Below are 21,881 nucleotides of genomic sequence, written 5' to 3'. Positions count from 1 at the left end.
CAGTTTATGCCCCACATTGTGACCGGTTGACTTGAAACCCCGGTTTTGATCCCCATAATAAGCCAAGTTGCGAGATTAATGCTAAAACGCGGAGATATTCATGAGTAGTAAAGAACAGAAGACGCCAAACGAGCAAGTCTCGGAAGAAATGGAACAGCAGGAAGTCTTGCCGGAAGCGGCTGAGGGCGTCGATCTGCGGGATGAGCGCATTGCTGAGCTGGAAGCTCAACTGGCCGAAGCCCAGCAGCATGAACGCGACAGCCTGCTGCGCGCCAAAGCGGAAATGGAAAACGTCCGCCGCCGCACCGAGCTGGATATTGAAAAAGCGCACAAGTTTGCCCTGGAGAAATTCTCCGGTGACCTGCTGCCGGTGTTGGATAACCTGGAGCGTGCGTTGGATCTGGCGGATAAAAACAATCCGGAGCTGACGGCGATGATCGAAGGTATCGAGCTGACGCTGAAGTCCCTGCAGGACGTAGTGCGTAAGTACGGTATCGAAATCGTTGGCGACACTAACGTGCCGTTCAACCCGGAAGTACACCAGGCGATGAGCCTGATGGAATCGGCCGATCACCAGCCAAATCACGTAATGATGGTGATGCAAAAAGGCTATACGCTGAATGGCCGCCTGCTGCGCCCGGCGATGGTCGCGGTTTCCAAAGCCAAGGCTTAAGCGAATTAAGTAAAGAAAAGGCACCTTAGGGTGCCTTTTTTACGTCTGAATCAGCTCTGCGGCAGTTGCGGCAGCCAGTCGATAGGTTGCAACCCCTGTTGCACCAGCAGCTGGTTGGCCTGCGAGAAGTGGCGGCAGCCGAGGAAACCCCGGTGGGCGGAAAGCGGTGAAGGGTGCGGCGCTTTCAGCACGTGGTGGCGGTTGCTGTCGATAAAATTGCCTTTCTTCTGGGCGTGAGCGCCCCACAGCAGAAACACCACGCCTTCGCGGTTTTCATTCAGCGCGGCGATCACCTTATCGGTAAAGGTTTCCCAGCCCAGTTTGGCGTGTGAATGCGCCTGGCCACCTTCCACCGTCAACACCGTGTTAAGCAGCAGCACGCCTTGTTCCGCCCAACTTTGCAGACAGCCGTGGCTAGGGCGTTCAAAACCCGGGATATCCGTCGCCAGCTCTTTATACATATTCACCAGCGAAGGGGGAGCAGGCACGCCGGGCAGCACCGAGAAAGACAGGCCATGGGCCTGATTCGGGCCGTGGTACGGATCCTGACCGAGGATCACCACCTTCACGTCTGCCAGTTCGGTATAGCGAAAGGCGTTGAACACGTCTTTTTGCGGTGGGTAAATGGTCTTACCGGCCTGACGTTCAGCGGCAACAAAGGCAAGCGTTTCATGAAAATAGGGCTGCTCTTTCTCCTTGCCGATGACATCATGCCAGGTGAGGGAGGTGGACATAAACGCTCTCCTTTGTTTTCGTTAACAATTCACTGGGCATAGCTTACCGTTTAGCTTCACTCAGTGAAACCCGCTTTTATCCTGGCGTCTTTTCGTTTTATGCAAATATTGTTGAAAATTTACAAAAATAATTGCGAGGTGTCTTGCGGGGAAAATTGACATAAAACATAAACTTGCCCCGTTGTGCTGTGCGGGTACCCCGTAAAAATTGACTTTAATCAAAGAATTGCCCCGGCCAGACTGGTATACAGAACAACAAGACAACAATGGTTTTACCAAATGGCCGAAACCAACATTGGGTTTTTTCGAAGTAGAATTTTTCGCCCTTGTACGGAGGCAACAACATGATTACTGGTATTCAAATCACTAAAGCGAACGACCAGGCGCTGGTGAACTCTTTCTGGCTGCTGGACGATGAAAAATCCGAAGCTCGCTGCGTTTGCGCGAAAGCCAACTACGCGGAAGATCAGGTCGTTCCGGTCAGCGAACTGGGCCAGATCGAGTACCGTGAAGTGCCGCTGGAAATGCAATCTACCGTGCGCGTTGAAGGGGGGCAGCACCTGAACGTGAACGTACTGCGCCGCGAAACGCTGGAAGATGCGGTTAAGCATCCGGAAAAATATCCGCAATTAACCATTCGCGTGTCCGGTTATGCGGTGCGTTTTAACTCGCTGACGCCAGAACAGCAACGCGATGTGATTACACGTACTTTTACAGAAAGCCTGTAATTGTCTGCGTGATTAATAAGGGAGCTTCGGCTCCCTTTTTCATTGCTCAGCCCGCCAAAAAGTGAATCCTGATCACATTCCTTGCAAAGATAATCACTCGCATTACAGAACTGCTCCGACCTGCCGATAGCTACAGCAGCACTCATTTGGGTGCGGCATAGATAAGTCTATCGACAAGGAGTCGGCATGAGTATGTCTTTGAGTTTTACCTCTGCGGTCAGCCCTGCGGCCATTCAACCCCCGGTGGCCCGTGCGGTACCGCAACCCCTGAATTCGCCACAGCCGATTGAGCCCCCAGCGGCTAAAGCCCCTGCGGCCACGCTTTCCCCAAACAGTCTGAATGCCCAGAATCTGCTTAATACGCTGGTGAGCGATATTTCGGCCGCTGCGCCGGTGGCTGCCAGTCAGGGCGTGACGCGTGGGCAACAGTCACAGCAAGGGGACTATACGCTGGCGTTACTGGCCAAGGACGTTTACAACACCGCCAGTCAGGGCGTTGGCGGTTTCACCCGCTTGAACGACAGTGCCTTGCTCGGCGCAGGCATTGACCCCGCCAGCCTGCATGACTCGGCATCGGGTTTCCAGGCCGGGATCTACAGCGATAATCAGCAGTATGTCTTGGCCTTTGCCGGCACCAATGATATGCGTGACTGGTTGAGCAATGTGCGTCAGGCGACCGGCTATGATGATGTGCAGTACAATCAGGCAGTCGCGGTTGCCAAAAGCGCCAAAGCGGCGTTTGGCGAGGCATTGGTGATTGCCGGTCATTCGCTTGGCGGTGGCCTGGCTGCAACGGCGGCACTGGCGACTGGCACGGTGGCGGTGACTTTTAATGCCGCAGGCGTTTCCGATTACACGCTGAACCGCATGGGGATCGATCCGGCAGCGGCGAAACAAGATGCGCAAGCGGGGGGGATCCGCCGTTACAGCGAACAATACGACATGCTGACCGGCACTCAGGAATCCACTTCGCTGATCCCGGACGCTATCGGGCATAAAATCACGTTGGCCAATAACGATACTCTGAGTGGCATTGACGACTGGCGGCCGAGCAAACATGTGGATCGCAGCCTGACCGCGCATGGAATCGATAAGGTTATCAGTTCGATGGCGGAGCAAAAGCCATGGGAGAACAAGGCCAATGCCTGACAGGCGGCGCGTGCGGCAGACGTTGATTATCGCCATGCTGGCGTTGGTTGCGATCGCCGGTTTGCTGACTATGGCTAAGGAGCAACAGATGAATCAGGATATTTCTCCGTTCAACGGACGTGGCAATGCAGCGCTGGCTCAGGCGGTAGCGCGCGGTGATGTACAGGGTATTGCCGAACAGGCCACACAGGGGCGTCTGAGCGAGCAGGGTGAGCGTCAGGTCACTTTGCCGCAGTGGGCAATACTGGCGCAGCAACCGCAGAGTCTGGCCTTACTGCTGGAGCTGGGAGCTGATGCTTCCATTCCGGGTCTGGATGGCAACAGCGCGCTGCATACCGCGGCGGCGGTGCAGGACCCGCAGTATTTGCGGCTGTTGCTGGAGCAGGGGGGAGCGGTTAATCCACGTAATGCGGTAACCGGCGCCACCCCCTTGGCGACTGCCGTGTTGGCCGGGCGGGAAGAGCAACTGCGGTTGCTGTTGGTCTCCGGGGCGGATGTTACGTTGAGCGATCGGCTGGGTGATACGCCTTTGCACGTAGCGGCAAAAACCAATGCGCCGCAGTTGGCGCTGATGCTGTTGCAGGCGGGGGCGGATGCCAAGGCCCGCAATCAGCAGGGAGTGACCTTCCAGTTCTATTTCTCACAAACGCCAGCGTCGTTGCAGAGTGAAGAAATGCGCGAGGGTTATCGTCAACTGAATGCCTGGCTGAAAGCCCATCAGCAGGCAACGCATTACGCGCAGCAGTAAGCGGGCATAAAAAAACCGCCTTCAGGTTAATGGAGGCGGTTTTTATTCACTACGGCAGCATTACTTCGCGCCGTTGCTCTCAGGTTTGGCCTTCGGCTGGCGACGTTTGCCCACGTTTTTCGCATCGCGATGACGGACTTTCACCTTGGCTTTTTCTTTGTTCTTTTCTTTGTCGGCTGCGCGTTTGGCAATCACCTTCTTGGAAGGCTTGCCGTTGCTTTTTTCGCTCGGTACTTTGGTTGACGGACGCAGCTCTTCGATCACCCGCGCTTTCAGCGGCTCGTTCAGGTAACGGCCCACTTTGCCCAACAGCAGGTGGTCGTGTGCCTCAACCAGCGAGATCGCGGTGCCTTTACGCCCGGCACGACCGGTACGGCCGATGCGGTGCAGGTAGGTATCCGCCGTGCGCGGCATGTCGAAATTGAACACGTGGGTGATATCCAGGATATCCAGGCCACGGGCAGCAACGTCGGTGGCGACCAGTACGTTGACACGGCCATCCATCATGCGTTTTACCGCTTCGTTACGCTTGGCCTGCACCATTTCGCCTTCGAGGTAACAGGTATTGATACCGGCCTCGCGCAGCCAGGCTGCCAGCTCATGCACGCGCTCACGCTTACGCACGAAGATTACGGATTTCTGCACGTCCGGTTGTTTCAGCAAATGCACCAGCAGGGCGGTTTTATGCACCACGTCGTCGGCGCGGTAGTACCACTGCAGGATCTTTTTGCGTTCACGGCGTGACGGGTCAGCTTCGACTTCTACCGGCTCTTTCAGAATGCGTTCGGCGAACTCGCGGATGGCATCGCCTTCCAGCGTCGCGGAGAACAGCAGGGTCTGGTTACGCCAGCGGGTTTCGGCGGAAATAGTTTCGATGTCCTGTGCGAAGCCCATGTCGAGCATGCGGTCGGCTTCATCAAGGATCAGCGTTTCTACCGCGCGGCAGTCGAAGTTTTCTTCTTTAATGTACTGCAGCAAACGACCGGTAGTGGCAACGACCACGTCCTGGTTTTCGCTGAAGACTTCCGCGTGGTTCATATAGGCGACGCCACCGGTGATGGTAGCGATATCCAGCGAAGTATGAGCAGCCAGTTCACGTGCCTGATCGGCTACCTGCATCGCCAGCTCGCGTGTCGGGGTCAGGATCAGTACGCGCGGTGGGCCGGACTTCTTGCGTGGGAAGTCGAGCAGATGTTGCAATACCGGCAGCAAAAATGCAGCGGTCTTGCCGGTGCCGGTCGGCGCCGAACCCAATACGTCGCGCCCATCCATCGCAGGCGGGATCGCCTCGGCTTGAATGGCGGTTGGGCGTTCGTAGCCTTTATCACGCAGGGCGTTTATCAGGCGTTCATCGAGTTCGAGCTCGGAAAAATTGGTTACTGTCATGGTCTACCTCTACTTGGGGCGCCGATTATAGACGGGTTGGCCGCGTTCTTCACCTATTTAAGCGGAAAGCATCTCTTTTCCCAAAAATCAGATTGCCTTATGCTACGCCAGTTTTGTATTCAGGTGGTTATTGTGAGCACTCAATCGAAAGCGAATTTTACTCCGCGTCGCGGCGGTTTTACCTTTAAGCAATTTTTTGTTGCTCACGATCGCTGTGCAATGAAAGTGGGTACCGACGGCGTGCTGCTCGGTGCATGGGCCCCCCTGGCGCAGGCACAACGGGTGCTGGATATCGGCAGCGGTAGCGGATTGATCGCGCTGATGCTGGCGCAGCGTACTGCCGAGAACGTGCAGATTGACGCTGTAGAGCTCGATGAAGCCGCCGCTGCACAGGCGCATGACAATGTGCTGGAATCCCCTTGGTCGCTGCGCATTCAGGTGCATGCGCAGGATATTCACCATTTTGCCCAACATCATGCCGGTCAATATGACCTGATCGTCAGCAACCCGCCGTATTTCGAGCCTGCGGTCGCCTGTCGCGACCAGGCGCGTCACAACGCACGTTACACCGAAACCCTGACCCACGATGCCCTGCTGGTCAGTGCGGAACAGCTAATCGCACCGCAGGGAACCTTTTGCGTAGTACTGCCGCATGACATTGGTGAAGCTTTCGAAACTAATGCACATCGCCGTGGCTGGCATACTGCGCAGCGGCTGAATGTCAGCGATCGCGCGGATACGCCGATGCACCGGGTATTGTTAGCCCTGACGCGTCAGCCTGCGGAAGAGGCAACCGAGCAGAAGCTGGCGATTAAGTTGGCCGATGGCAGTTACACCGATGATTTTCGCCGTCTGATTACTGATTTCTATTTGTTTTACTGAAATGAAAAGGGCGCCATGGTCAGGCGCCCAGGCGGCATCATTAGGGCTGCAGAATGGTCGGCAGCGCTTCCGGCAGCAGATCCGGATAGTCCAGCGTATAGTGCAACCCGCGGCTTTCCTTGCGCTCCATGGCGCTGCGGACGATCAGCTCCGCCACCTGCACCAGATTGCGCAGTTCCAGCAGGTTGTTGGAGATGCGGAAGTTGGCATAGTACTCGTCAATTTCTGCCTGCAAGGTATTGATGCGGCGCAATGCGCGCTCCAGCCGTTTGGTGGTGCGCACGATCCCCACGTAGTCCCACATAAACAATCGCAACTCATGCCAGTTATGTTGGATCACCACGCGTTCGTCGGCGTCGTCAACCCGGCTTTCATCCCACTGCGGCAGCTGTTTCGCCAGCTTGATAAACGGCAGACGCATCATGATGTCTTCCGCCGCTGACCAACCGTAGACCAGACATTCCAGCAGTGAGTTGGACGCCATGCGGTTAGCGCCGTGCAGGCCGGTATAGCTGACCTCGCCAATGGCATACAGCCCGTCAAGGTCGGTACGGCCATGCTGATCGACCATCACGCCGCCGCAGGTATAGTGCGCGGCAGGGACGATAGGAATCGGCTGGCTGGTCAGGTCAAAGCCCAACGTCAGCAGTTTTTCATGGATCATCGGGAAATGCTGGGTAATGAATTCAGCTGGTTTATGGCTGATGTCCAGATACATGCAGTCCGCACCCAGACGCTTCATTTCGTGGTCGATGGCTCGCGCAACGACGTCCCGTGGTGCCAGTTCGCCGCGAGGGTCAAAATCGGGCATAAAGCGGCTGCCATCCGGGCGCTTCAGATAGGCACCTTCACCGCGCAACGCTTCGGTCAGCAGGAAGTTACGCGCCTGCGGATGGAACAGACAGGTCGGGTGGAACTGATTGAATTCAAGGTTGGCGACCCGGCAACCTGCGCGCCAGGCCATGGCGATCCCGTCGCCGGATGAGATATCCGGGTTGGTGGTGTATTGATAAACCTTGGCTGCACCGCCGGTAGCCAGCACCACTGTTTTGGCGCGGTAGGTTTCTACCTGCTCCAGCTCGCGGTTCCACACATAGGCGCCGACCACCCGACGAGTGCCCGGCAGGCCGATTTTGTTCGAGGTGATCAGATCGACCGCATTACGGCGTTCCATCACGCAAATATTCGGGTGGTTGCTTGCTTTCCCCACCAGGGTAGTCTCTACTTCTTTACCTGTAGCATCAGCGGCATGCAGGATACGGCGGTGGCTGTGCCCCCCTTCCCGCGTCAGGTGGTAATGTGCTTCGCCCTGAGCGTTGACCTCGGTGTCGAACAATACCCCCTGATCGATCAACCACTGCACGCAGTGGCGCGCATTGCCGGCGATAAACTCAACGGCGTCTTTGTCACACAGGCCGGCTCCGGCAATCAAAGTGTCATCTACGTGTGAGGCAATGCTGTCCGTTTCATCGAAAACCGCGGCGATCCCGCCTTGGGCATAAAATGTGGCGCCTTCGTTGAGCGGCCCCTTGCTGAGTACGGTAACCTTGCAATGCTGCGCCAGGCGCAGCGCCAATGACAGGCCGGCAGCACCACTACCGACGATCAGTACATCGCTAACATGTTCAGATGATGGTTGCATAGCGTATGATGTGTGCAGAAGAAGAGTGAAATTCATGTTAGCCTAATTGTCCGGGCAAAAGCCACGGATGGGTGACATCAACATAAAAAACAATGGCAATACGGAACTTCGTGTTCTGTATGAACTCCAAGCGAGTGCTTGCTCAGGAAAATAATGTATGGCTGGCAGTACAATTTTACGCGTGGAGACGGATTTGGGGAGAGTTTACCTCGGATGAGCGAGCAGTTAACGGATCAAGTTCTGGTTGAGCGGGTCCAAAAGGGCGATCAGAAATCGTTTAACTTACTGGTAATTCGTTACCAGCATAAAGTGGCGAGTCTCGTTTCCCGATATGTACCGCAGGGCGATGTGCCGGATGTGGTACAGGAGTCGTTTATTAAAGCCTATCGCGCACTGGAATCGTTCCGTGGGGATAGCGCTTTCTATACCTGGTTGTATCGAATTGCTGTGAATACGGCAAAAAATTATTTGGTGGCTCAGGGCCGTCGTCCGCCATCCAGCGATGTGGATGCCAACGATGCCGAAAATTACGAAAGTGCGGGTGCACTGAAAGAAATTTCGAACCCTGAGAACTTAATGTTGTCAGAAGAGCTGAGACAGATAGTTTTCCGTACCATTGAGTCTCTCCCTGAGGATCTTCGCATGGCGATTACCCTGCGGGAGCTGGATGGTCTAAGCTACGAAGAGATAGCTGCCATCATGGATTGCCCGGTAGGAACCGTACGCTCGCGTATTTTCCGCGCCAGGGAGGCTATCGATAATAAAGTTCAACCGCTGATTCAACGTTAGCAATGGCGGACACAGGAAGGGTACTTAGGCATGCAGAAAGAAAAGCTTTCCGCTCTGATGGATGGGGAATCGCTCGACAGCGAGCTGCTGAGTTCATTGTCTAAAGACAGGGCGCTTCAACAAAGCTGGCAGAGCTATCACCTGATACGTGACACACTACGGGGTGATATCGGACAAGTTATGCATCTCGATATCGCAGATCGTGTTGCTGCTGCACTTGAGAAAGAACCTGCACGTCTGGTTCCTTCTGCAGTTACGGAATCTCAGCCGCAACCTCACACCTGGCAGAAAATGCCGTTCTGGCACAAAGTCCGCCCTTGGGCCAGCCAGATCACTCAGATTGGTATGGCGGCCTGCGTGTCGCTGGCGGTGATTGTAGGCGTACAGCAATATAATCAACCGGCTGCACAATCTGGCGCCGCTGAATCACCGGCGTTTAATACCCTGCCAATCATGGGGCAGGCGTCACCGGTCAGCCTCGGCGTGCCGGCAGACAGTTTCTCCACCGGCAGCGGTCAACAGCAGCAGGTGCAGGAACAGCGCAAACGCATTAACGCTATGCTGCAAGATTATGAGTTGCAACGTCGTTTGCATTCTGATCAACTGCAGCTTGAGCAAAGCACCCCACAACAGGCTGCCGTTCAGGTTCCCGGAACTCAGTCTTTAGGAATGCAACAGCAGTAATGAAGCAAATTTGGTTCTCCGTCTGTCTATTGACGGGCAGCCTGCTCTACTCAAACATCGCCCCGGCGCAGCCCTCTGCGTCCGGGGCGTTGTTACAACAGATGAGCAGTGCCAGCCGTTCGCTCAATTATGAACTCGCCTATATCAGCATCAGCAAGCAGGGGATCGAATCGCTGCGCTATCGTCATGCGGTGATTGACCAGCAACCGCTCGGCCAATTACTGCATATGGACGGCCCGCGCCGTGAAGTGCTGCAGCGTGGCGGCGGAATTAGCTATTTCGAACCCGGCCTGGAGCCCTTTACGCTGTCCGGCGATCACATCGTCGATGCGTTGCCGGCCATTGTTTATGCTGATTTTGACCGTCTGGCGAAATATTACGATTTCATCTCCGTCGGCAGCACCCGAATTTCCGATCGTCCATGCGAAGTGATCCGCGTGGTTGCTCGCGATGGTTCACGCTATAGCTACATTGTCTGGATGGATGAAGCCACCAAGCTGCCGTTGCGGGTGGATTTGATCGACCGTGATGGCGAAACGCTTGAGCAATACCGGGTGATTTCGTTTGTCGTCGGGTCGCAGGTACAAGGCGCGATGCAAGGGCTGATCAAGGCTAATCTGCCACCCTTGCTGTCGCTTCCGGCGATAGATAAAATCAAGTTGAGCTGGAGCACGGGCTGGTTACCGGCTGGGGTCGATGAAGTCGCACGTAACCGCCGCAAGTTGCCGAATGTGAACGAACCTGTTGAGTCGCGGCTCTACAGCGACGGCTTGTTCAGTTTCTCGGTCAACATCAGCCCGGCGGGCAGCGGTGCCGGCCAGCAATATTATCGCCAGGGGCGTCGTACTATCCAAACCGAAGTGCGTAACGGCAATGAGATCACTATCGTGGGCGAACTGCCGCCGGCAACGGCCAAGCGTATCGCTGACAGTATTTCCTTCAAGGTGTCACCACAATGATGAAAGAGTGGGCCACGGTCGTTTCGTGGCAACAGGGCGTGGCGCTGCTGCGCTGTGAGCCGAAAGCCGGGTGTGGCAGTTGTACTGCCCGTTCTGGCTGTGGCGCGCGGGCGTTGAATGAACTGGTGCCGGAAACCGAACACCAGTTGCAGGTTCATATCGAGCAGCCGCTTGAGCCGGGCCAGCGGGTTGAGGTGGGTATTGCGGAAGGCAGCCTGTTGCGCTCAGCAATGCTGGTTTATCTGACGCCGCTACTGGGCATGATGCTGGGGGGCAGCCTGTTGCAATACTGGTTGGGTACCGATGCTTCTGCCGCGCTTGGCGCACTGCTCGGCGGTGTCGCGGCCTTTATGCTGGCGCGCAGTCTGGCACACCGCCTCGGTGAACAGGCAAATTACCAACCCATCGTTCTGCAAATTGGTTTACCGCCTGGGGCCATGCGCCTGCAAACGGAAAACCAGCCTCTGCATTAAAACTGCTGCCGCGTCATCGCCGGGTTATGGTAGGCGGTGATGCGGGCGTAGATCATATGCTCCAGCAGCGCGATAAACAAATCGGCGCTGAGCAGCGAAAAATAGCCGATAGTAAATAACGCATTGCCCTGATTATCCAACAGGCGAATGGTGCCGCGCTGCGGATTATTTTCCAGTTCGCGGATTTGCTCAATCGGGATAGACCCCTGAGCTGTGATCAGTGCCGTTGAACTCAGGCTCAAGGTTTGGGCCGATTGTCCTTTCCGATGGCCAGGCAGCAATTGGGTCAGCCAGCGAGCGCCGCAACTGAGATAGCGAAACGACAGCACTTCCCCCTGATACAGTGCATTCAAGGCCTGTGGTCCACGCTGTTGGATCTGCTGAGCGATAATGGTATCGGCCAGCCGCAAGGAGTGGGAAACATTGCTGAACACCGGACACCAGGGTTGATCAGCCGACGCGCGAAATGCCATTACATCCAAGACTCCCCCAAATAAACGACCGCCGCGAAAACGATAAATATCACCAATTTTTTCAAAGGGGATAAATCGTTCTTTATGACTATGTGGGTTAATCACCCGAACACCCTGTTCGTACAGGCGATAGGTCAATGCTGGCCGCAGGTAATGGCGCAGTGCCAGCAGGATACAGCCGAGTAAAATAGTCGCTGCGCCGGTTTGCAGTAAGGTCAGTACCTCATTTTCATCCATGTTGCTCAGCAGCGGCAGCAACAGCAGTGCCGCACCGAGAGTTAACAGCAGCGCTGCCACTGCGAGAATGCCCCAATTGACCTTTGAAAAATCGTGCCGGCTCAGCATTTGCCCTTTATCGATCATTATGCACCTTCCAATCAACACGCAGAGATATGCTGGTGAACCCCGGTGGGCATGCCGATGTAGTGCCCTGAATTATGTTTTATCGCGGTGTTCACCCTCATTTCTATAGGAGCAGTCGGCGAGCGTACATCGGGTTTTTCCTAAAGCCCGGGGGGCAAAGCGCAATTCTAAGATGTTGATCCAAATATTATTTTATTCAGAATTAGGAGAGGGTTTATTGCGTTATTGGTGGATATGTATTAACGGGCGATCCCGTCAACGGCTGGCGAGGCAATATGGGAGGGCAAGATTGTTATAACTTACCCTGTCGACCGCGTCGGGCTTTGTTAACATCCGCTTTCATAACCCGGAGCGCTCTGTAACATTAAAGTGTACATAATAGAATGCCTTCACTGCACCGATCGCTAGGTTTTCAGTGTTGTGGCATGTAGAATGCAGCGATTCAGGCGCAAGACGGCCGAACCCATTCACTGTCGCTTTAGGTCCATGCGGGTTTCTATAGGCGAGTAATTCAGAAATACCAAGGCAGAAAAACTTTTATAATGAAGCATATACGAAATTTCTCCATTATTGCCCACATTGACCACGGTAAGTCGACGCTGTCCGACCGTATTATCCAAATTTGCGGTGGCTTGACCGAACGTGAAATGGCCGCGCAGGTGCTCGATTCTATGGATCTTGAGCGCGAGCGTGGCATTACCATCAAAGCGCAGAGCGTGACGCTGGATTATAAGGCGCAGGACGGCCAAACCTACCAGCTCAACTTTATCGACACCCCTGGACACGTTGACTTCTCCTACGAGGTTTCCCGTTCACTGGCCGCCTGTGAAGGTGCACTGCTGGTGGTCGATGCCGGGCAGGGCGTAGAAGCCCAGACGCTGGCCAACTGCTACACCGCGCTGGATATGAATCTGGAAGTGGTGCCGGTACTGAACAAAATTGACTTGCCGGCAGCCGATCCCGATCGCGCCGCGCAGGAAATTGAAGACATCGTTGGCATCGACGCTACCGATGCGGTGCGTTGCTCGGCCAAAACCGGCGTTGGCGTACCAGAAGTGCTGGAACGCCTGGTGCGTGATATTCCGGGGCCGGCAGGCGATCCGGAAGCGCCACTGCAGGCACTGATCATTGACTCCTGGTTCGATAACTACCTGGGCGTAGTTTCCCTGGTGCGCGTCAAGAACGGTACCATGCGCAAGGGCGACAAGATCAAGGTCATGAGCACCGGCCAAACCTATAATGCCGATCGTCTGGGCATCTTCACCCCGAAACGTGTCGATCGCGACGTGTTGAACTGTGGTGAAGTAGGCTGGTTGGTCTGTGCAATCAAAGACATCCTTGGCGCACCGGTGGGCGATACCCTGACACTGGCTCGCCAACCGGCGGACAAAGCCTTGCCGGGCTTCAAAAAAGTGAAGCCGCAGGTTTACGCGGGCCTGTTCCCAATCAGCTCCGACGACTATGAATCCTTCCGCGACGCGCTGGGCAAGCTGAGCCTGAACGACGCCTCGCTGTTCTACGAGCCAGAGAGTTCCACCGCGCTGGGTTTCGGCTTCCGCTGTGGCTTCCTCGGCCTGTTGCACATGGAGATCATTCAGGAACGTCTGGAGCGTGAATACGATCTGGAGCTGATCACCACTGCGCCAACGGTAGTGTATGAAGTGGAAACCACCAGCAAAGAGACTATCTACGTTGATAGCCCATCCAAGCTGCCGCCACTCAATAACATCGAAGAGCTGCGTGAACCGATCGCCGAATGTCACATGCTGATGCCGCAGGAATTCCTGGGTAACGTGATCACCCTGTGTATCGAGAAACGCGGTGTGCAGACCAACATGGTTTACCACGGTAACCAGGTTGCGCTGACTTACGAAATTCCAATGGCGGAAGTGGTACTCGACTTCTTCGACCGTCTGAAATCTACCTCGCGTGGTTATGCGTCGCTGGATTACAACTTCAAACGCTTCCAGACCTCTGACATGGTGCGCGTCGACGTGTTGATCAACAACGAGCGCGTGGATGCGCTGGCGCTGATCACTCACCGCGACAATTCGCAGTACCGTGGCCGTGAGCTGGTAGAGAAGATGAAAGAGCTGATCCCACGCCAGCAGTTCGATATTGCCATCCAGGCCGCTATCGGTACTCACATCATCGCGCGTGCGACGGTGAAACAGCTGCGTAAAAACGTTTTGGCTAAATGCTACGGCGGTGACGTCAGCCGTAAGAAGAAGCTGCTGCAGAAGCAGAAAGACGGTAAGAAACGCATGAAGCAGGTGGGTAACGTCGAGTTGCCACAAGAAGCGTTCCTGGCCATTCTGCACGTTGGCAAGGACAAGTAAGTAACAGCGATAAAGTCGCGAAACTAGGGAGTTTGCATGGCGAATATGTTTGCCCTGATCCTGGCACTGGCCACATTGGTGACCGGGATCATCTGGGCCTTTGAGCGCTTCAGATGGGCGCCGGCCCGCCGAGCGAAGATTGCGGCGGTGAATGCACAGACTGCGGGCGCCGTAGATGATAAAACGCTGGCAAAAGTGGCTAAACAACCGGGTTGGATTGAAACCGGCGCGTCGGTTTTCCCGGTATTGCTGCTGGTCTTTGTGGTGCGTTCGTTTATTTACGAACCTTTCCAGATCCCGTCCGGTTCCATGATGCCGACGCTGTTGATTGGCGATTTTATTCTGGTGGAGAAATATGCCTACGGCATTAAAGATCCTATTACCCAGACCACGCTAATTGAAACCGGTCATCCGAAACGCGGTGATATTGCGGTATTTAAATATCCGCTGGATCCGAAACTCGATTATATCAAGCGCGTAATTGGTCTGCCGGGCGACCGTGTGAGTTACGATCCGATCAATAAGCGTGTGACCGTTCAGCCTTCGTGTAATAGCGGCCAGTCATGCGACACCGCATTGGCAGTGACTTATAACGACGCACAGCCAAGTGACTTTGTGCAGCTGTTCAGCCGCAGCGGCATGGGTGAGGCCAGCAATGGTTTCTACCAGATCCCGCTGAGTGAAAACGTACCGCAGGGCGGCATCCGCCTGCGTGAACGCCAGGAAACGCTGGGTAATGTTTCTCACCATATTCTGACCGTGCCGGGCACGCAGGATCAGGTGGGCGCTTACTATCAGCAGCCGGGTAAACAGTTGGCGGAGTGGGTTGTGCCGGCGGGTCATTACTTCATGATGGGTGATAACCGCGACAACAGCGCCGACAGCCGCTATTGGGGCTTCGTACCGGAGAAAAATCTGGTAGGCAAGGCCACGGCTATCTGGATGAGTTTTGAAAAGCAGGAAGGCGAATGGCCTACCGGCGTAAGATTTAGCCGCATCGGTGGAATTCATTAATCCGGCGTCTATTAACGCAGCATTATATTTCCACTCGTTGTAGAATACCGGCTCGAGCGATAAAAAGTTGGCTCCCTGTTGGGGGCCACTGCAAACGAAACAGCTTTGGATTGGCTTTCGGCAAAGCAGGCCTGTTCCGTATGCTGCAAGTTTTTGACGCATTCTTGATCTATTGGTAACTCATGAACCCCATCGTAATAAATAGGCTACAGCGGAAGCTGGGCTACACTTTTCAACAGCAGGAGCTCTTGCTGCAAGCGTTAACTCACCGTAGCGCCAGCAGTAAACACAATGAACGTCTTGAGTTTCTGGGTGACTCCATTCTCAGTTTTGTCATCGCCAATGCGCTGTTCCAGCGTTTTCCTCGCGTAGACGAGGGCGATATGAGCCGTATGCGCGCCACGCTGGTGCGCGGTAATACGCTGGCAGAGATGGGGCGTGAGTTTGATCTGGGCGAATGTCTGCGTCTTGGTCCGGGTGAGTTGAAAAGTGGTGGATTCCGCCGCGAATCAATCCTGGCGGATACGGTGGAAGCCTTGATTGGCGGCGTTTTCCTGGATAGCGACATCCAAACTGTTGAACGACTGATTTTGGACTGGTATCGCAGCCGGTTGGACGAAATCAGCCCCGGTGATAAGCAGAAAGACCCAAAAACCCGTTTGCAGGAGTTTTTGCAGGGTCGTCATCTGCCGTTACCTTCTTATCTGGTAGTGCAGGTTCGCGGTGAGGCGCACGATCAGGAATTTACTATCCACTGTCAGGTGAGTGGTTTGAGCGAACCCGTCGTGGGAACCGGCTCAAGCCGCCGTAAAGCCGAACAAGCGGCAGCGGAACAAGCGTTAATAAAGCTGGAGCTTGAATGAGCGAAGAGAAACAATACTGTGGTTTTATTGCGATAGTCGGTCGCCCCAACGTGGGCAAGTCCACGTTGCTGAACCAACTGCTGGGGCAAAAAGTCTCCATCACCTCGCGTAAACCACAGACGACCCGTCACCGCATTATGGGTATCGATACCGATGGCGCCTATCAGGCCATCTACGTCGACACCCCGGGTCTGCACATCGAAGAAAAACGCGCCATCAACCGTTTGATGAACCGCGCGGCCAGCAGCTCAATCGGCGACGTCGAGCTGGTGATCTTCGTTGTGGAAGGGACCAACTGGACCGCCGACGATGAAATGGTGGTCAACAAGCTGCGTAGCCTGAAATGCCCGGTGCTGCTGGCGATCAACAAGGTCGACAACGTTACCGACAAATCCAAGCTGTTGCCGCACATTGCGTTCCTCAGCCAGCAGATGAACTTCCTCGACGTAGTGCCGATTTCTGCCGAAAAAGGTATGAACGTGGATACCATCGCGGCTATCGCACGCAAGGTATTGCCGGAAGCGGAACACCACTTCCCGGACGATTACATCACCGATCGTTCCCAGCGCTTTATGGCTTCGGAAATTATCCGTGAAAAGCTGATGCGTTTCCTGGGTGAAGAACTGCCTTACTCGGTGACGGTTGAGATCGAACAATTTGTGCCGAATGAGCGTGGCGGTTACAACGTCCACGGGCTGATCCTGGTTGAGCGCGAAGGCCAAAAGAAAATGGTCATCGGCAACAAAGGCGCCAAGATCAAAACCATCGGTATCGAAGCCCGCCAGGATATGGAACAGATGTTTGAAACCAAAGTGCATCTGGAACTGTGGGTGAAAGTGAAATCGGGCTGGGCGGACGACGAACGTGCGTTGCGTAGCCTAGGCTATACCGACGACCTGAAATAAACTATCCAATGGACGGCTGGGAACGCGCTTTCGTCCTGCATGGACGACCGTACAGTGAAACCAGCCTGATGCTGGATATGTTTACCGAAGGTCATGGGCGGGTGCGCTTGCTGGCAAAAGGCGCGCGCAGCCGCCGTTCCAATTTAAAGGGTTGCCTGCAACCCTTTACTCCTCTGCTGGTACGCTGGGGCGGTCGTGGCGAAGTCAAAACGCTGCGTAGCGCCGAAGCGGTCTCTCTCGGTTTACCCCTTAGCGGCATGATGCTCTACAGCGGCCTATACGTGAATGAATTACTGTCACGGGTGCTGGAGCAGGAAGCAAACTACTCGGTATTATTCTTCGATTATCTGCAATGTTTGCAGGCGCTGGCGGCAGAAGACGTTTCGCCGGAGCAGGCATTACGTCAGTTCGAATTGGCCTTGCTTAATCACCTGGGCTACGGCCTGGACTTCCTGCACTGCGCCGGTAGTGGCCAGCCAGTGGACGACGGCATGACCTATCGCTACCGCGAGGAAAAAGGCTTTATCGCCAGCCTGGTGGTGGACCATTACAGCTTTACCGGCCGCGAGCTGCGTGCGCTGGCAGAGCGCCAGTTCCCGGACGTGCAAACCTTGCGTGCCGCCAAACGTTTCACCCGCATGGCGCTCAAACCCTATTTGGGGGGCAAACCACTGAAGAGCCGCGAGCTGTTTCGTCAGTTTGTCCGTAAACAGCCGGATCCGCCGGTCGACGACGCCTGACCTTTTCCCCTTTTGCAGCACTGTCCCCGCGTGTAAACTACGGCCACTGAAAATCGTTTTTTAGAGGGTTGTCATGGCTGATTTGCTGCTGGGCGTCAATATCGATCACATCGCCACGTTACGTAACGCGCGCGGAACCCAATACCCGGATCCGGTACAGGCGGCATTTATTGCCGAGCAGGCAGGGGCCGACGGGATCACCGTACACCTGCGTGAAGACCGCCGTCATATCACCGATCGCGATGTTCGCATTTTGCGCCAGACCATTCAGACCCGAATGAATCTGGAAATGGCCGTGACCGATGAGATGTTGGATATCGCCATAGAGTTAAAGCCGCATTTTTGTTGTCTGGTGCCGGAAAAACGCGAAGAAGTGACCACCGAAGGTGGGCTGGACGTCGCCGGGCAGCAAGACAAAATGGCCGTCGCGGTTGAGCAACTGGCAAAGGCCGGCATTCTGGTTTCGCTGTTTATCGATCCGGATCATCGACAGATCGATGCGGCGGTGGCGGTGGGCGCTCCTTACATTGAAATTCATACCGGCGCCTATGCCGAAGCCGAAGGTGAACTGGCGGTGAAAGCCGAGCTGCACCGCATTGCCGTTGCCGCTACCTACGCCGCAGAGAAAGGCCTGAAGGTCAACGCCGGCCACGGCCTGACTTACCATAACGTTCAGCCAATTGCTGCTCTGCCGGAAATGCATGAGCTGAATATCGGCCATGCAATCATCGGCCAGGCAGTGATGTGTGGATTGCCGGCAGCGGTGACAGATATGAAGTTACTGATGCGCGAAGCGCGTCGCTAATGGCGGTGCTGGGGCTGGGTACCGACATTGTCGAAATGGCGCGCATTGAAGCCGTCGTTGAGCGCAGTGGCGATCGTCTCGCGCGCCGCGTGCTGAGCGAGGCTGAATGGGAATTGTACCAGCAACATCAGCAGCCGGTGCGCTTTCTGGCCAAACGTTTTGCGGTGAAAGAAGCCGTCGCCAAGGCGTTTGGCACCGGTATTCGCAATGGGCTGGCGTTTAATCAGTTTGAAGTGTTCAACGACGGTCTCGGCAAGCCGAATATTCGCCTGCATGCTCGCGCCGCCGAGCTGGCAAAGGAAATGGGGGTCACCTCGATCCATGTTTCGCTGGCGGATGAACGTCGCTATGCCTGTGCCACGGTGATTATCGAAGGGTAATGGTTTTATCCGGCGACAAAACGAAAGGACGCTATTCGCGCCCTTAAGACTACTGACAAAGCCCGTTATTAGGGAGAGCGTGCCGAAGGGGTCGTAGCGGCTTGCCCGCCGGAGCGCCCCTCGGTGCGCTAGGCCCGGGTATCTCGGATTCAAAGACAACTTTGTCATCAAACCCGAGGGCGCCTGTAGGCGCCCTTGTTGATCTGACTGCGTGGTCAGAGTCGGTCGGCGTGGTGCAGCACCACAAATTTGTCCCACAGCTGTTCGTTGGTTTCGTTGTGCTGCGGATCAACCACAATAGTGTTATCGATAGGGCACACCTGCTGGCAGGTGGGAACATCGTAATGGCCGACGCATTCGGTGCAGCGATCGGTATCAATCTGGTAGATATCCTCGCCCATCGAAATGGCCTGATTAGGGCATTCGGGTTCGCACATATCGCAGTTGATGCATTTCTTGGTAATCAGCAGTGCCATGTCAGTTATCTTTTAATCGGTGCACACGAACAGGCGCGCAATCTATCATAAAACCCATTTTTCCGGGCGTTTTTTCACCTGTAGCAGCAGATGCGCTTAACCGGGCCGTCATAGTAACTCCGGCGGGTCGTTGGCCAACTGATCAAAATCAACCATTTCCTGACCATTGAAGACATGCCGTGTGCCTTGCGCAGTCACCGCTGCGTGTAATTGTGGTTGGGTGAGGGTAATCCCAGCCTGTTGGGCAAACAGACTGAGAAAGTCAAAGGCACTGTGCGGATCCTCAATAAGGGTTCGCTGTCGGTCGGAATCAGAAAGCACCAGCAGTGGCACCTCATAATTCTGCCGATTATTGCCGCCATGGCGTAGATACAGCTTGCCGTCAATATCTCTGTGAGAAAGACCGTGGTCAGAGAAATAGAATAATTTAAAGGGAGAGTGAGTCTCTTGCAGCATTTGATAAGCATGCTCGATAAATCGATCTGTCTTGCGGTAGGTCGACAGGTAACAACCTAGCTCGGAATTATCGCTGGTGAAAGCCGGTGGCTCACCGCCGAGGCGTTCGCAAAAGTCCGAGTGAGATCCCATAATATGCAGAACATACAGGTTCCCCACGCCATTATGGGCCAGTGCCGTTTGCAACAGTGGCAGCAGTTCATCGTCATCGGTATTGCGTGATTGGTAATCTCCTTTTTTCAGGAACTGATGCTCATCACTAAACATGGCTATTTTGGAGATCGGCGTATCAAATTGGCCAATCAACCCTTGGTTGGAAAACCAATAGGTATGCAGTCCTGCGACTTTTGCCAGGGTGATAATATTATCCGCAATATGATGTGTTTTTCCGTCGCTCAATGCCAGGGTTCTTGGCAAGGATTCGAAGGTGTTCGGCGCGGTGGAAATATAATTACTGTAAAATGTCCCGTTCACGTGATCCAGAAAAGGGGTCGTTGGCGTCGGATAACCAAATAATGACATATAGTCCCTGCGCATGCTTTCGCCAACCACAATGACATAGTTAGCCTCGTTACTCTTTGCGCTATCGACGTTCCAGCTGGGTTGGGAATGCGTACCGGCTTCAATTTCTGCTATTTGTTGGTTGTAGCTCTGGTACGAAGAAATTAGCGAGGAAAAGAAATTCACTAATTTAAGATTTTCCACTCCCCCACTGAGTATTCTGGCGAACAGCAAAACGATAAAAATCACCAAAAATGGCAATAATTTTTTTAACGGGAGCGGCCGCTGCCAGCTATAGCGAGCAAGAATAAACAACGTGAGCAGTGTGGCGCTGGGTAACAGGTAGCAGCCGGCAGGTATAGCGTGCAGAAACTCAATGGCTTCCGCCCGGTTGGTTTGAAACAGGGCCGACACCACGGGAACGGAAGGTGGGCCGTAGATCACGCCGACGGGGGCATAAATGGCACAGAATATAATATAGGGGATAACCAGAAAATATCGAGTGAGGGGGATTGCGGATAATAATAACAGGCTAAGGGAAAGAAACAGGATATCGATCCCTTTGGCGCCGCTATATCCCATCGCCTTTATTAATATCAACGAAACGACAACGAAGAGCAAAAAGTGACGTGCCACGGGGGATGTTGCGAGTATGTGGGTTTTATTTAAAATTGCTGTATGTGTTTTCATAAAAACTCGATTATCAATATATTGCTGTCCATGCCTGATTAAATTCTGGGCGGAATTTAAACAATAAACGCCACGTACTCTATTTTTTAGATGAGTTTTTTATATTCTGGTATTTGTGGCATGGGCATTATACGACTCAGACGAGTTTTTTCACTAACTGTTCGCTGTGTTTTATTCTATCGCGGGCATGATCAAGATCGTGTTGAATTAAGGCCATAAACAGCAGATCGGTGAGGGCATATTGAGCGGTGCTGGAAGAGATGGCCGCGCTGCGGGTGTTGGGTTCTTCGGCGATAGTATATAAGCAGTGGTCGGCACGTTGCTGCAGGCCGTTCGGTGAGAAACTGGTCAGCGCCAGTACTTTAGCACCGGCCAGGCGGGCTTCTTCCGCCGCCAGGTTGATTTCCCGTCGTTCGCCGCTGAACGAAATGGCCAACAGCAAATCCCGCTTGTCCAGCGCCTGAACCGTTGCCAACTGGACGTGCATATCCTGCTCGGCCACTGCCATCACGCCAATTTTAAGCAACTTATAGGAGAAGTCTTTGGCGACCAGGCCGGAAGCGCCAATCCCCAACAAAATAACCCTTCGCGCCTGACGCAACATTTCCAGTGCCTGATGCAGGCGTTCCTCACTATTAATGTCCAGCGTGGCGCGCAACGCTGCCTGCTTTTCTACCAACAGTTTTTCACCAACGGTTTTCAAGGCATCACTGCTGAGGATCTGGTTATGTACTGTAACTACGGGGGCTGTCTGCGGTTGGGCCAGGGTCTCGCTTAGCGCCAGTTTTAGTGCCGGGAAGCCTTTGTAGCCCATCTTCTGAGCAAACTTCACCACGCTCGACTGACTGATGCCAGCCAGTTGGGCCAGCTTTTGCGAACTGAGATGGCGCGCCTGCTCGGCGTTATGCAGCAGAAAGTCCGCCAGCTTGCGATCATTTTGAGCCAGCGTTGGATACATCTGGCGAATACGAAGAAGGGTACTCATTGATATTGATATATCCCTGGAAACCAGACGCTATTCTGCCACGG

At 54.4% G+C, this 21,881-nt stretch carries 23 protein-coding genes; 16 read left to right on the top strand and 7 right to left on the bottom strand.

What is annotated here, in order from left to right:
• Window positions 1-100: 100 nt before the first annotated feature.
• Window positions 101-673 (top strand): nucleotide exchange factor GrpE, encoded by a 573-nt coding sequence (gene grpE / locus M2406_RS19915; RefSeq protein WP_017893731.1) that lies wholly within the window; start codon window positions 101-103, stop codon window positions 671-673.
• A 50-nt stretch (window positions 674-723) separates the two neighbouring features.
• Here the strand turns inward: grpE and ung are convergent, their stop codons facing one another.
• Window positions 724-1,407 carry a uracil-DNA glycosylase gene (gene ung, locus M2406_RS19910; protein WP_012146389.1) on the bottom strand — a complete coding sequence of 228 codons (684 nt, stop codon included), beginning with the start codon at window positions 1,405-1,407 and terminating at the stop codon, window positions 724-726.
• Window positions 1,408-1,751: 344 nt separating this feature from the next.
• On the opposite strand from ung, the gene grcA reads away from it, so the two are divergent.
• The 3 genes from grcA to M2406_RS19895 all read left to right on the top strand — a co-directional run bounded on the left by grcA (window position 1,752) and on the right by M2406_RS19895 (window position 4,032).
• A complete protein-coding gene (grcA, locus tag M2406_RS19905; protein WP_012146388.1) occupies window positions 1,752-2,135 on the top strand; it encodes an autonomous glycyl radical cofactor GrcA in 384 nt (127 codons plus the stop codon).
• Between the two features lie 186 nt (window positions 2,136-2,321).
• A complete protein-coding gene (locus tag M2406_RS19900) occupies window positions 2,322-3,284 on the top strand; it encodes a phospholipase (protein WP_259191086.1) in 963 nt (320 codons plus the stop codon).
• A complete protein-coding gene (locus M2406_RS19895; RefSeq protein ID WP_259191085.1) occupies window positions 3,277-4,032 on the top strand; it encodes an ankyrin repeat domain-containing protein in 756 nt (251 codons plus the stop codon). The genes M2406_RS19900 and M2406_RS19895 overlap by 8 nt, the downstream gene beginning before the upstream one ends.
• 60 nt (window positions 4,033-4,092) lie before the next feature.
• Here the strand turns inward: M2406_RS19895 and srmB are convergent, their stop codons facing one another.
• Window positions 4,093-5,418: an ATP-dependent RNA helicase SrmB gene (gene srmB / locus M2406_RS19890; protein WP_012146385.1), complete on the bottom strand. Its 1,326-nt coding sequence runs from the start codon at window positions 5,416-5,418 to the stop codon at window positions 4,093-4,095.
• 99 nt (window positions 5,419-5,517) lie between these two features.
• On the opposite strand from srmB, the gene M2406_RS19885 reads away from it, so the two are divergent.
• Entirely contained in the window at window positions 5,518-6,300 is a 783-nt protein-coding gene (locus M2406_RS19885; protein ID WP_017893728.1) for a tRNA(1)(Val) (adenine(37)-N(6))-methyltransferase TrmN, read from the top strand.
• Between the two features lie 40 nt (window positions 6,301-6,340).
• On the opposite strand, the gene nadB is transcribed toward M2406_RS19885, so the two are convergent.
• On the bottom strand, window positions 6,341-7,942 hold the full coding sequence (gene nadB, locus M2406_RS19880; protein ID WP_174354903.1) for an L-aspartate oxidase: 1,602 nt from the start codon (window positions 7,940-7,942) through the stop codon (window positions 6,341-6,343).
• A 213-nt stretch (window positions 7,943-8,155) separates the two neighbouring features.
• Here nadB and rpoE point away from each other — a divergent pair, with 213 nt between their 5' ends.
• The 4 genes from rpoE to rseC are packed head-to-tail and all read left to right on the top strand — an operon-like array spanning window position 8,156 to window position 10,847.
• Window positions 8,156-8,731 carry an RNA polymerase sigma factor RpoE gene (rpoE, locus tag M2406_RS19875; RefSeq protein WP_012146382.1) on the top strand — a complete coding sequence of 192 codons (576 nt, stop codon included), beginning with the start codon at window positions 8,156-8,158 and terminating at the stop codon, window positions 8,729-8,731.
• Window positions 8,732-8,761: 30 nt separating this feature from the next.
• Window positions 8,762-9,415, top strand: a complete 654-nt coding sequence (gene rseA / locus M2406_RS19870; protein ID WP_259191084.1) for an anti-sigma-E factor RseA — start codon at window positions 8,762-8,764, stop codon at window positions 9,413-9,415.
• A complete protein-coding gene (gene rseB / locus M2406_RS19865; RefSeq protein WP_135345058.1) occupies window positions 9,415-10,374 on the top strand; it encodes a sigma-E factor regulatory protein RseB in 960 nt (319 codons plus the stop codon). The genes rseA and rseB overlap by 1 nt, the downstream gene beginning before the upstream one ends.
• A complete protein-coding gene (gene rseC, locus M2406_RS19860) occupies window positions 10,371-10,847 on the top strand; it encodes a SoxR-reducing system protein RseC (protein WP_041418661.1) in 477 nt (158 codons plus the stop codon). Before rseB ends, rseC begins: the two co-directional genes overlap by 4 nt.
• Here rseC and M2406_RS19855 read toward each other — a convergent pair.
• Window positions 10,844-11,683: a hypothetical protein gene (locus M2406_RS19855; protein WP_259191083.1), complete on the bottom strand. Its 840-nt coding sequence runs from the start codon at window positions 11,681-11,683 to the stop codon at window positions 10,844-10,846. The two genes, rseC and M2406_RS19855, sit on opposite strands and share 4 nt — an antisense overlap.
• A 542-nt stretch (window positions 11,684-12,225) precedes the next feature.
• Here M2406_RS19855 and lepA point away from each other — a divergent pair.
• From lepA to acpS, 7 genes are all read left to right on the top strand, one after another.
• Window positions 12,226-14,022, top strand: a complete 1,797-nt coding sequence (lepA, locus tag M2406_RS19850; protein ID WP_012146377.1) for a translation elongation factor 4 — start codon at window positions 12,226-12,228, stop codon at window positions 14,020-14,022.
• Between the two features lie 36 nt (window positions 14,023-14,058).
• Entirely contained in the window at window positions 14,059-15,036 is a 978-nt protein-coding gene (lepB, locus tag M2406_RS19845; RefSeq protein ID WP_012146376.1) for a signal peptidase I, read from the top strand.
• Between the two features lie 182 nt (window positions 15,037-15,218).
• Window positions 15,219-15,899, top strand: a complete 681-nt coding sequence (gene rnc, locus M2406_RS19840) for a ribonuclease III (RefSeq protein ID WP_012146375.1) — start codon at window positions 15,219-15,221, stop codon at window positions 15,897-15,899.
• Complete coding sequence (era, locus tag M2406_RS19835; RefSeq protein WP_012146374.1) at window positions 15,896-16,804, top strand: GTPase Era; 909 nt, start codon at window positions 15,896-15,898, stop codon at window positions 16,802-16,804. Before rnc ends, era begins: the two co-directional genes overlap by 4 nt.
• A gap of 8 nt (window positions 16,805-16,812) precedes the next feature.
• Window positions 16,813-17,544, top strand: a complete 732-nt coding sequence (gene recO / locus M2406_RS19830; RefSeq protein WP_017893720.1) for a DNA repair protein RecO — start codon at window positions 16,813-16,815, stop codon at window positions 17,542-17,544.
• 73 nt (window positions 17,545-17,617) lie between these two features.
• Window positions 17,618-18,349: a pyridoxine 5'-phosphate synthase gene (pdxJ, locus tag M2406_RS19825; RefSeq protein ID WP_259191082.1), complete on the top strand. Its 732-nt coding sequence runs from the start codon at window positions 17,618-17,620 to the stop codon at window positions 18,347-18,349.
• Complete coding sequence (acpS, locus tag M2406_RS19820; RefSeq protein ID WP_012146371.1) at window positions 18,349-18,729, top strand: holo-ACP synthase; 381 nt, start codon at window positions 18,349-18,351, stop codon at window positions 18,727-18,729. Before pdxJ ends, acpS begins: the two co-directional genes overlap by 1 nt.
• A 215-nt stretch (window positions 18,730-18,944) precedes the next feature.
• Here acpS and M2406_RS19815 read toward each other — a convergent pair whose 3' ends face one another.
• The 3 genes from M2406_RS19815 to M2406_RS19805 all read right to left on the bottom strand — a co-directional run bounded on the left by M2406_RS19815 (window position 18,945) and on the right by M2406_RS19805 (window position 21,837).
• The gene (locus M2406_RS19815) at window positions 18,945-19,205 is read right to left on the bottom strand and encodes a YfhL family 4Fe-4S dicluster ferredoxin (RefSeq protein WP_012146370.1); all 261 of its coding nucleotides are present in this window, start codon (window positions 19,203-19,205) and stop codon (window positions 18,945-18,947) included.
• 108 nt (window positions 19,206-19,313) lie between these two features.
• Window positions 19,314-20,852, bottom strand: coding sequence for a phosphoethanolamine transferase (locus M2406_RS19810; protein ID WP_259191081.1), 1,539 nt, complete (start codon window positions 20,850-20,852; stop codon window positions 19,314-19,316).
• Between the two features lie 136 nt (window positions 20,853-20,988).
• Window positions 20,989-21,837, bottom strand: coding sequence for a MurR/RpiR family transcriptional regulator (locus tag M2406_RS19805; RefSeq protein WP_012146368.1), 849 nt, complete (start codon window positions 21,835-21,837; stop codon window positions 20,989-20,991).
• Between the last annotated feature and the right edge of the window lie 44 nt (window positions 21,838-21,881).

Origin of the sequence: Serratia sp. BIGb0163 (assembly GCF_024809935.1) — a bacterium.
GTDB classification, from domain to species: Bacteria; Pseudomonadota; Gammaproteobacteria; order Enterobacterales; family Enterobacteriaceae; genus Serratia; species Serratia quinivorans.
This window is presented reverse-complemented; position numbering and strand designations above follow the sequence as displayed.

Excerpts from the sequence above, each read along its gene's own strand:
- grpE (WP_017893731.1), top strand. The coding sequence starts at position 101 with ATGAGTAGTAAAGAACAGAAGACGCCAAACGAGCAAGTCTCGGAAGAA.
- ung (WP_012146389.1), bottom strand. The coding sequence starts at position 1,407 with ATGTCCACCTCCCTCACCTGGCATGATGTCATCGGCAAGGAGAAAGAG.
- grcA (WP_012146388.1), top strand. The coding sequence starts at position 1,752 with ATGATTACTGGTATTCAAATCACTAAAGCGAACGACCAGGCGCTGGTG.
- M2406_RS19900 (WP_259191086.1), top strand. The coding sequence starts at position 2,322 with ATGAGTATGTCTTTGAGTTTTACCTCTGCGGTCAGCCCTGCGGCCATT.
- M2406_RS19895 (WP_259191085.1), top strand. The coding sequence starts at position 3,277 with ATGCCTGACAGGCGGCGCGTGCGGCAGACGTTGATTATCGCCATGCTG.
- srmB (WP_012146385.1), bottom strand. The coding sequence starts at position 5,418 with ATGACAGTAACCAATTTTTCCGAGCTCGAACTCGATGAACGCCTGATA.
- M2406_RS19885 (WP_017893728.1), top strand. The coding sequence starts at position 5,518 with ATGCTACGCCAGTTTTGTATTCAGGTGGTTATTGTGAGCACTCAATCG.
- nadB (WP_174354903.1), bottom strand. The coding sequence starts at position 7,942 with ATGCAACCATCATCTGAACATGTTAGCGATGTACTGATCGTCGGTAGT.
- rpoE (WP_012146382.1), top strand. The coding sequence starts at position 8,156 with ATGAGCGAGCAGTTAACGGATCAAGTTCTGGTTGAGCGGGTCCAAAAG.
- rseA (WP_259191084.1), top strand. The coding sequence starts at position 8,762 with ATGCAGAAAGAAAAGCTTTCCGCTCTGATGGATGGGGAATCGCTCGAC.
- rseB (WP_135345058.1), top strand. The coding sequence starts at position 9,415 with ATGAAGCAAATTTGGTTCTCCGTCTGTCTATTGACGGGCAGCCTGCTC.
- rseC (WP_041418661.1), top strand. The coding sequence starts at position 10,371 with ATGATGAAAGAGTGGGCCACGGTCGTTTCGTGGCAACAGGGCGTGGCG.
- M2406_RS19855 (WP_259191083.1), bottom strand. The coding sequence starts at position 11,683 with ATGATCGATAAAGGGCAAATGCTGAGCCGGCACGATTTTTCAAAGGTC.
- lepA (WP_012146377.1), top strand. The coding sequence starts at position 12,226 with ATGAAGCATATACGAAATTTCTCCATTATTGCCCACATTGACCACGGT.
- lepB (WP_012146376.1), top strand. The coding sequence starts at position 14,059 with ATGGCGAATATGTTTGCCCTGATCCTGGCACTGGCCACATTGGTGACC.
- rnc (WP_012146375.1), top strand. The coding sequence starts at position 15,219 with ATGAACCCCATCGTAATAAATAGGCTACAGCGGAAGCTGGGCTACACT.
- era (WP_012146374.1), top strand. The coding sequence starts at position 15,896 with ATGAGCGAAGAGAAACAATACTGTGGTTTTATTGCGATAGTCGGTCGC.
- recO (WP_017893720.1), top strand. The coding sequence starts at position 16,813 with ATGGACGGCTGGGAACGCGCTTTCGTCCTGCATGGACGACCGTACAGT.
- pdxJ (WP_259191082.1), top strand. The coding sequence starts at position 17,618 with ATGGCTGATTTGCTGCTGGGCGTCAATATCGATCACATCGCCACGTTA.
- acpS (WP_012146371.1), top strand. The coding sequence starts at position 18,349 with ATGGCGGTGCTGGGGCTGGGTACCGACATTGTCGAAATGGCGCGCATT.
- M2406_RS19815 (WP_012146370.1), bottom strand. The coding sequence starts at position 19,205 with ATGGCACTGCTGATTACCAAGAAATGCATCAACTGCGATATGTGCGAA.
- M2406_RS19810 (WP_259191081.1), bottom strand. The coding sequence starts at position 20,852 with ATGAAAACACATACAGCAATTTTAAATAAAACCCACATACTCGCAACA.
- M2406_RS19805 (WP_012146368.1), bottom strand. The coding sequence starts at position 21,837 with ATGAGTACCCTTCTTCGTATTCGCCAGATGTATCCAACGCTGGCTCAA.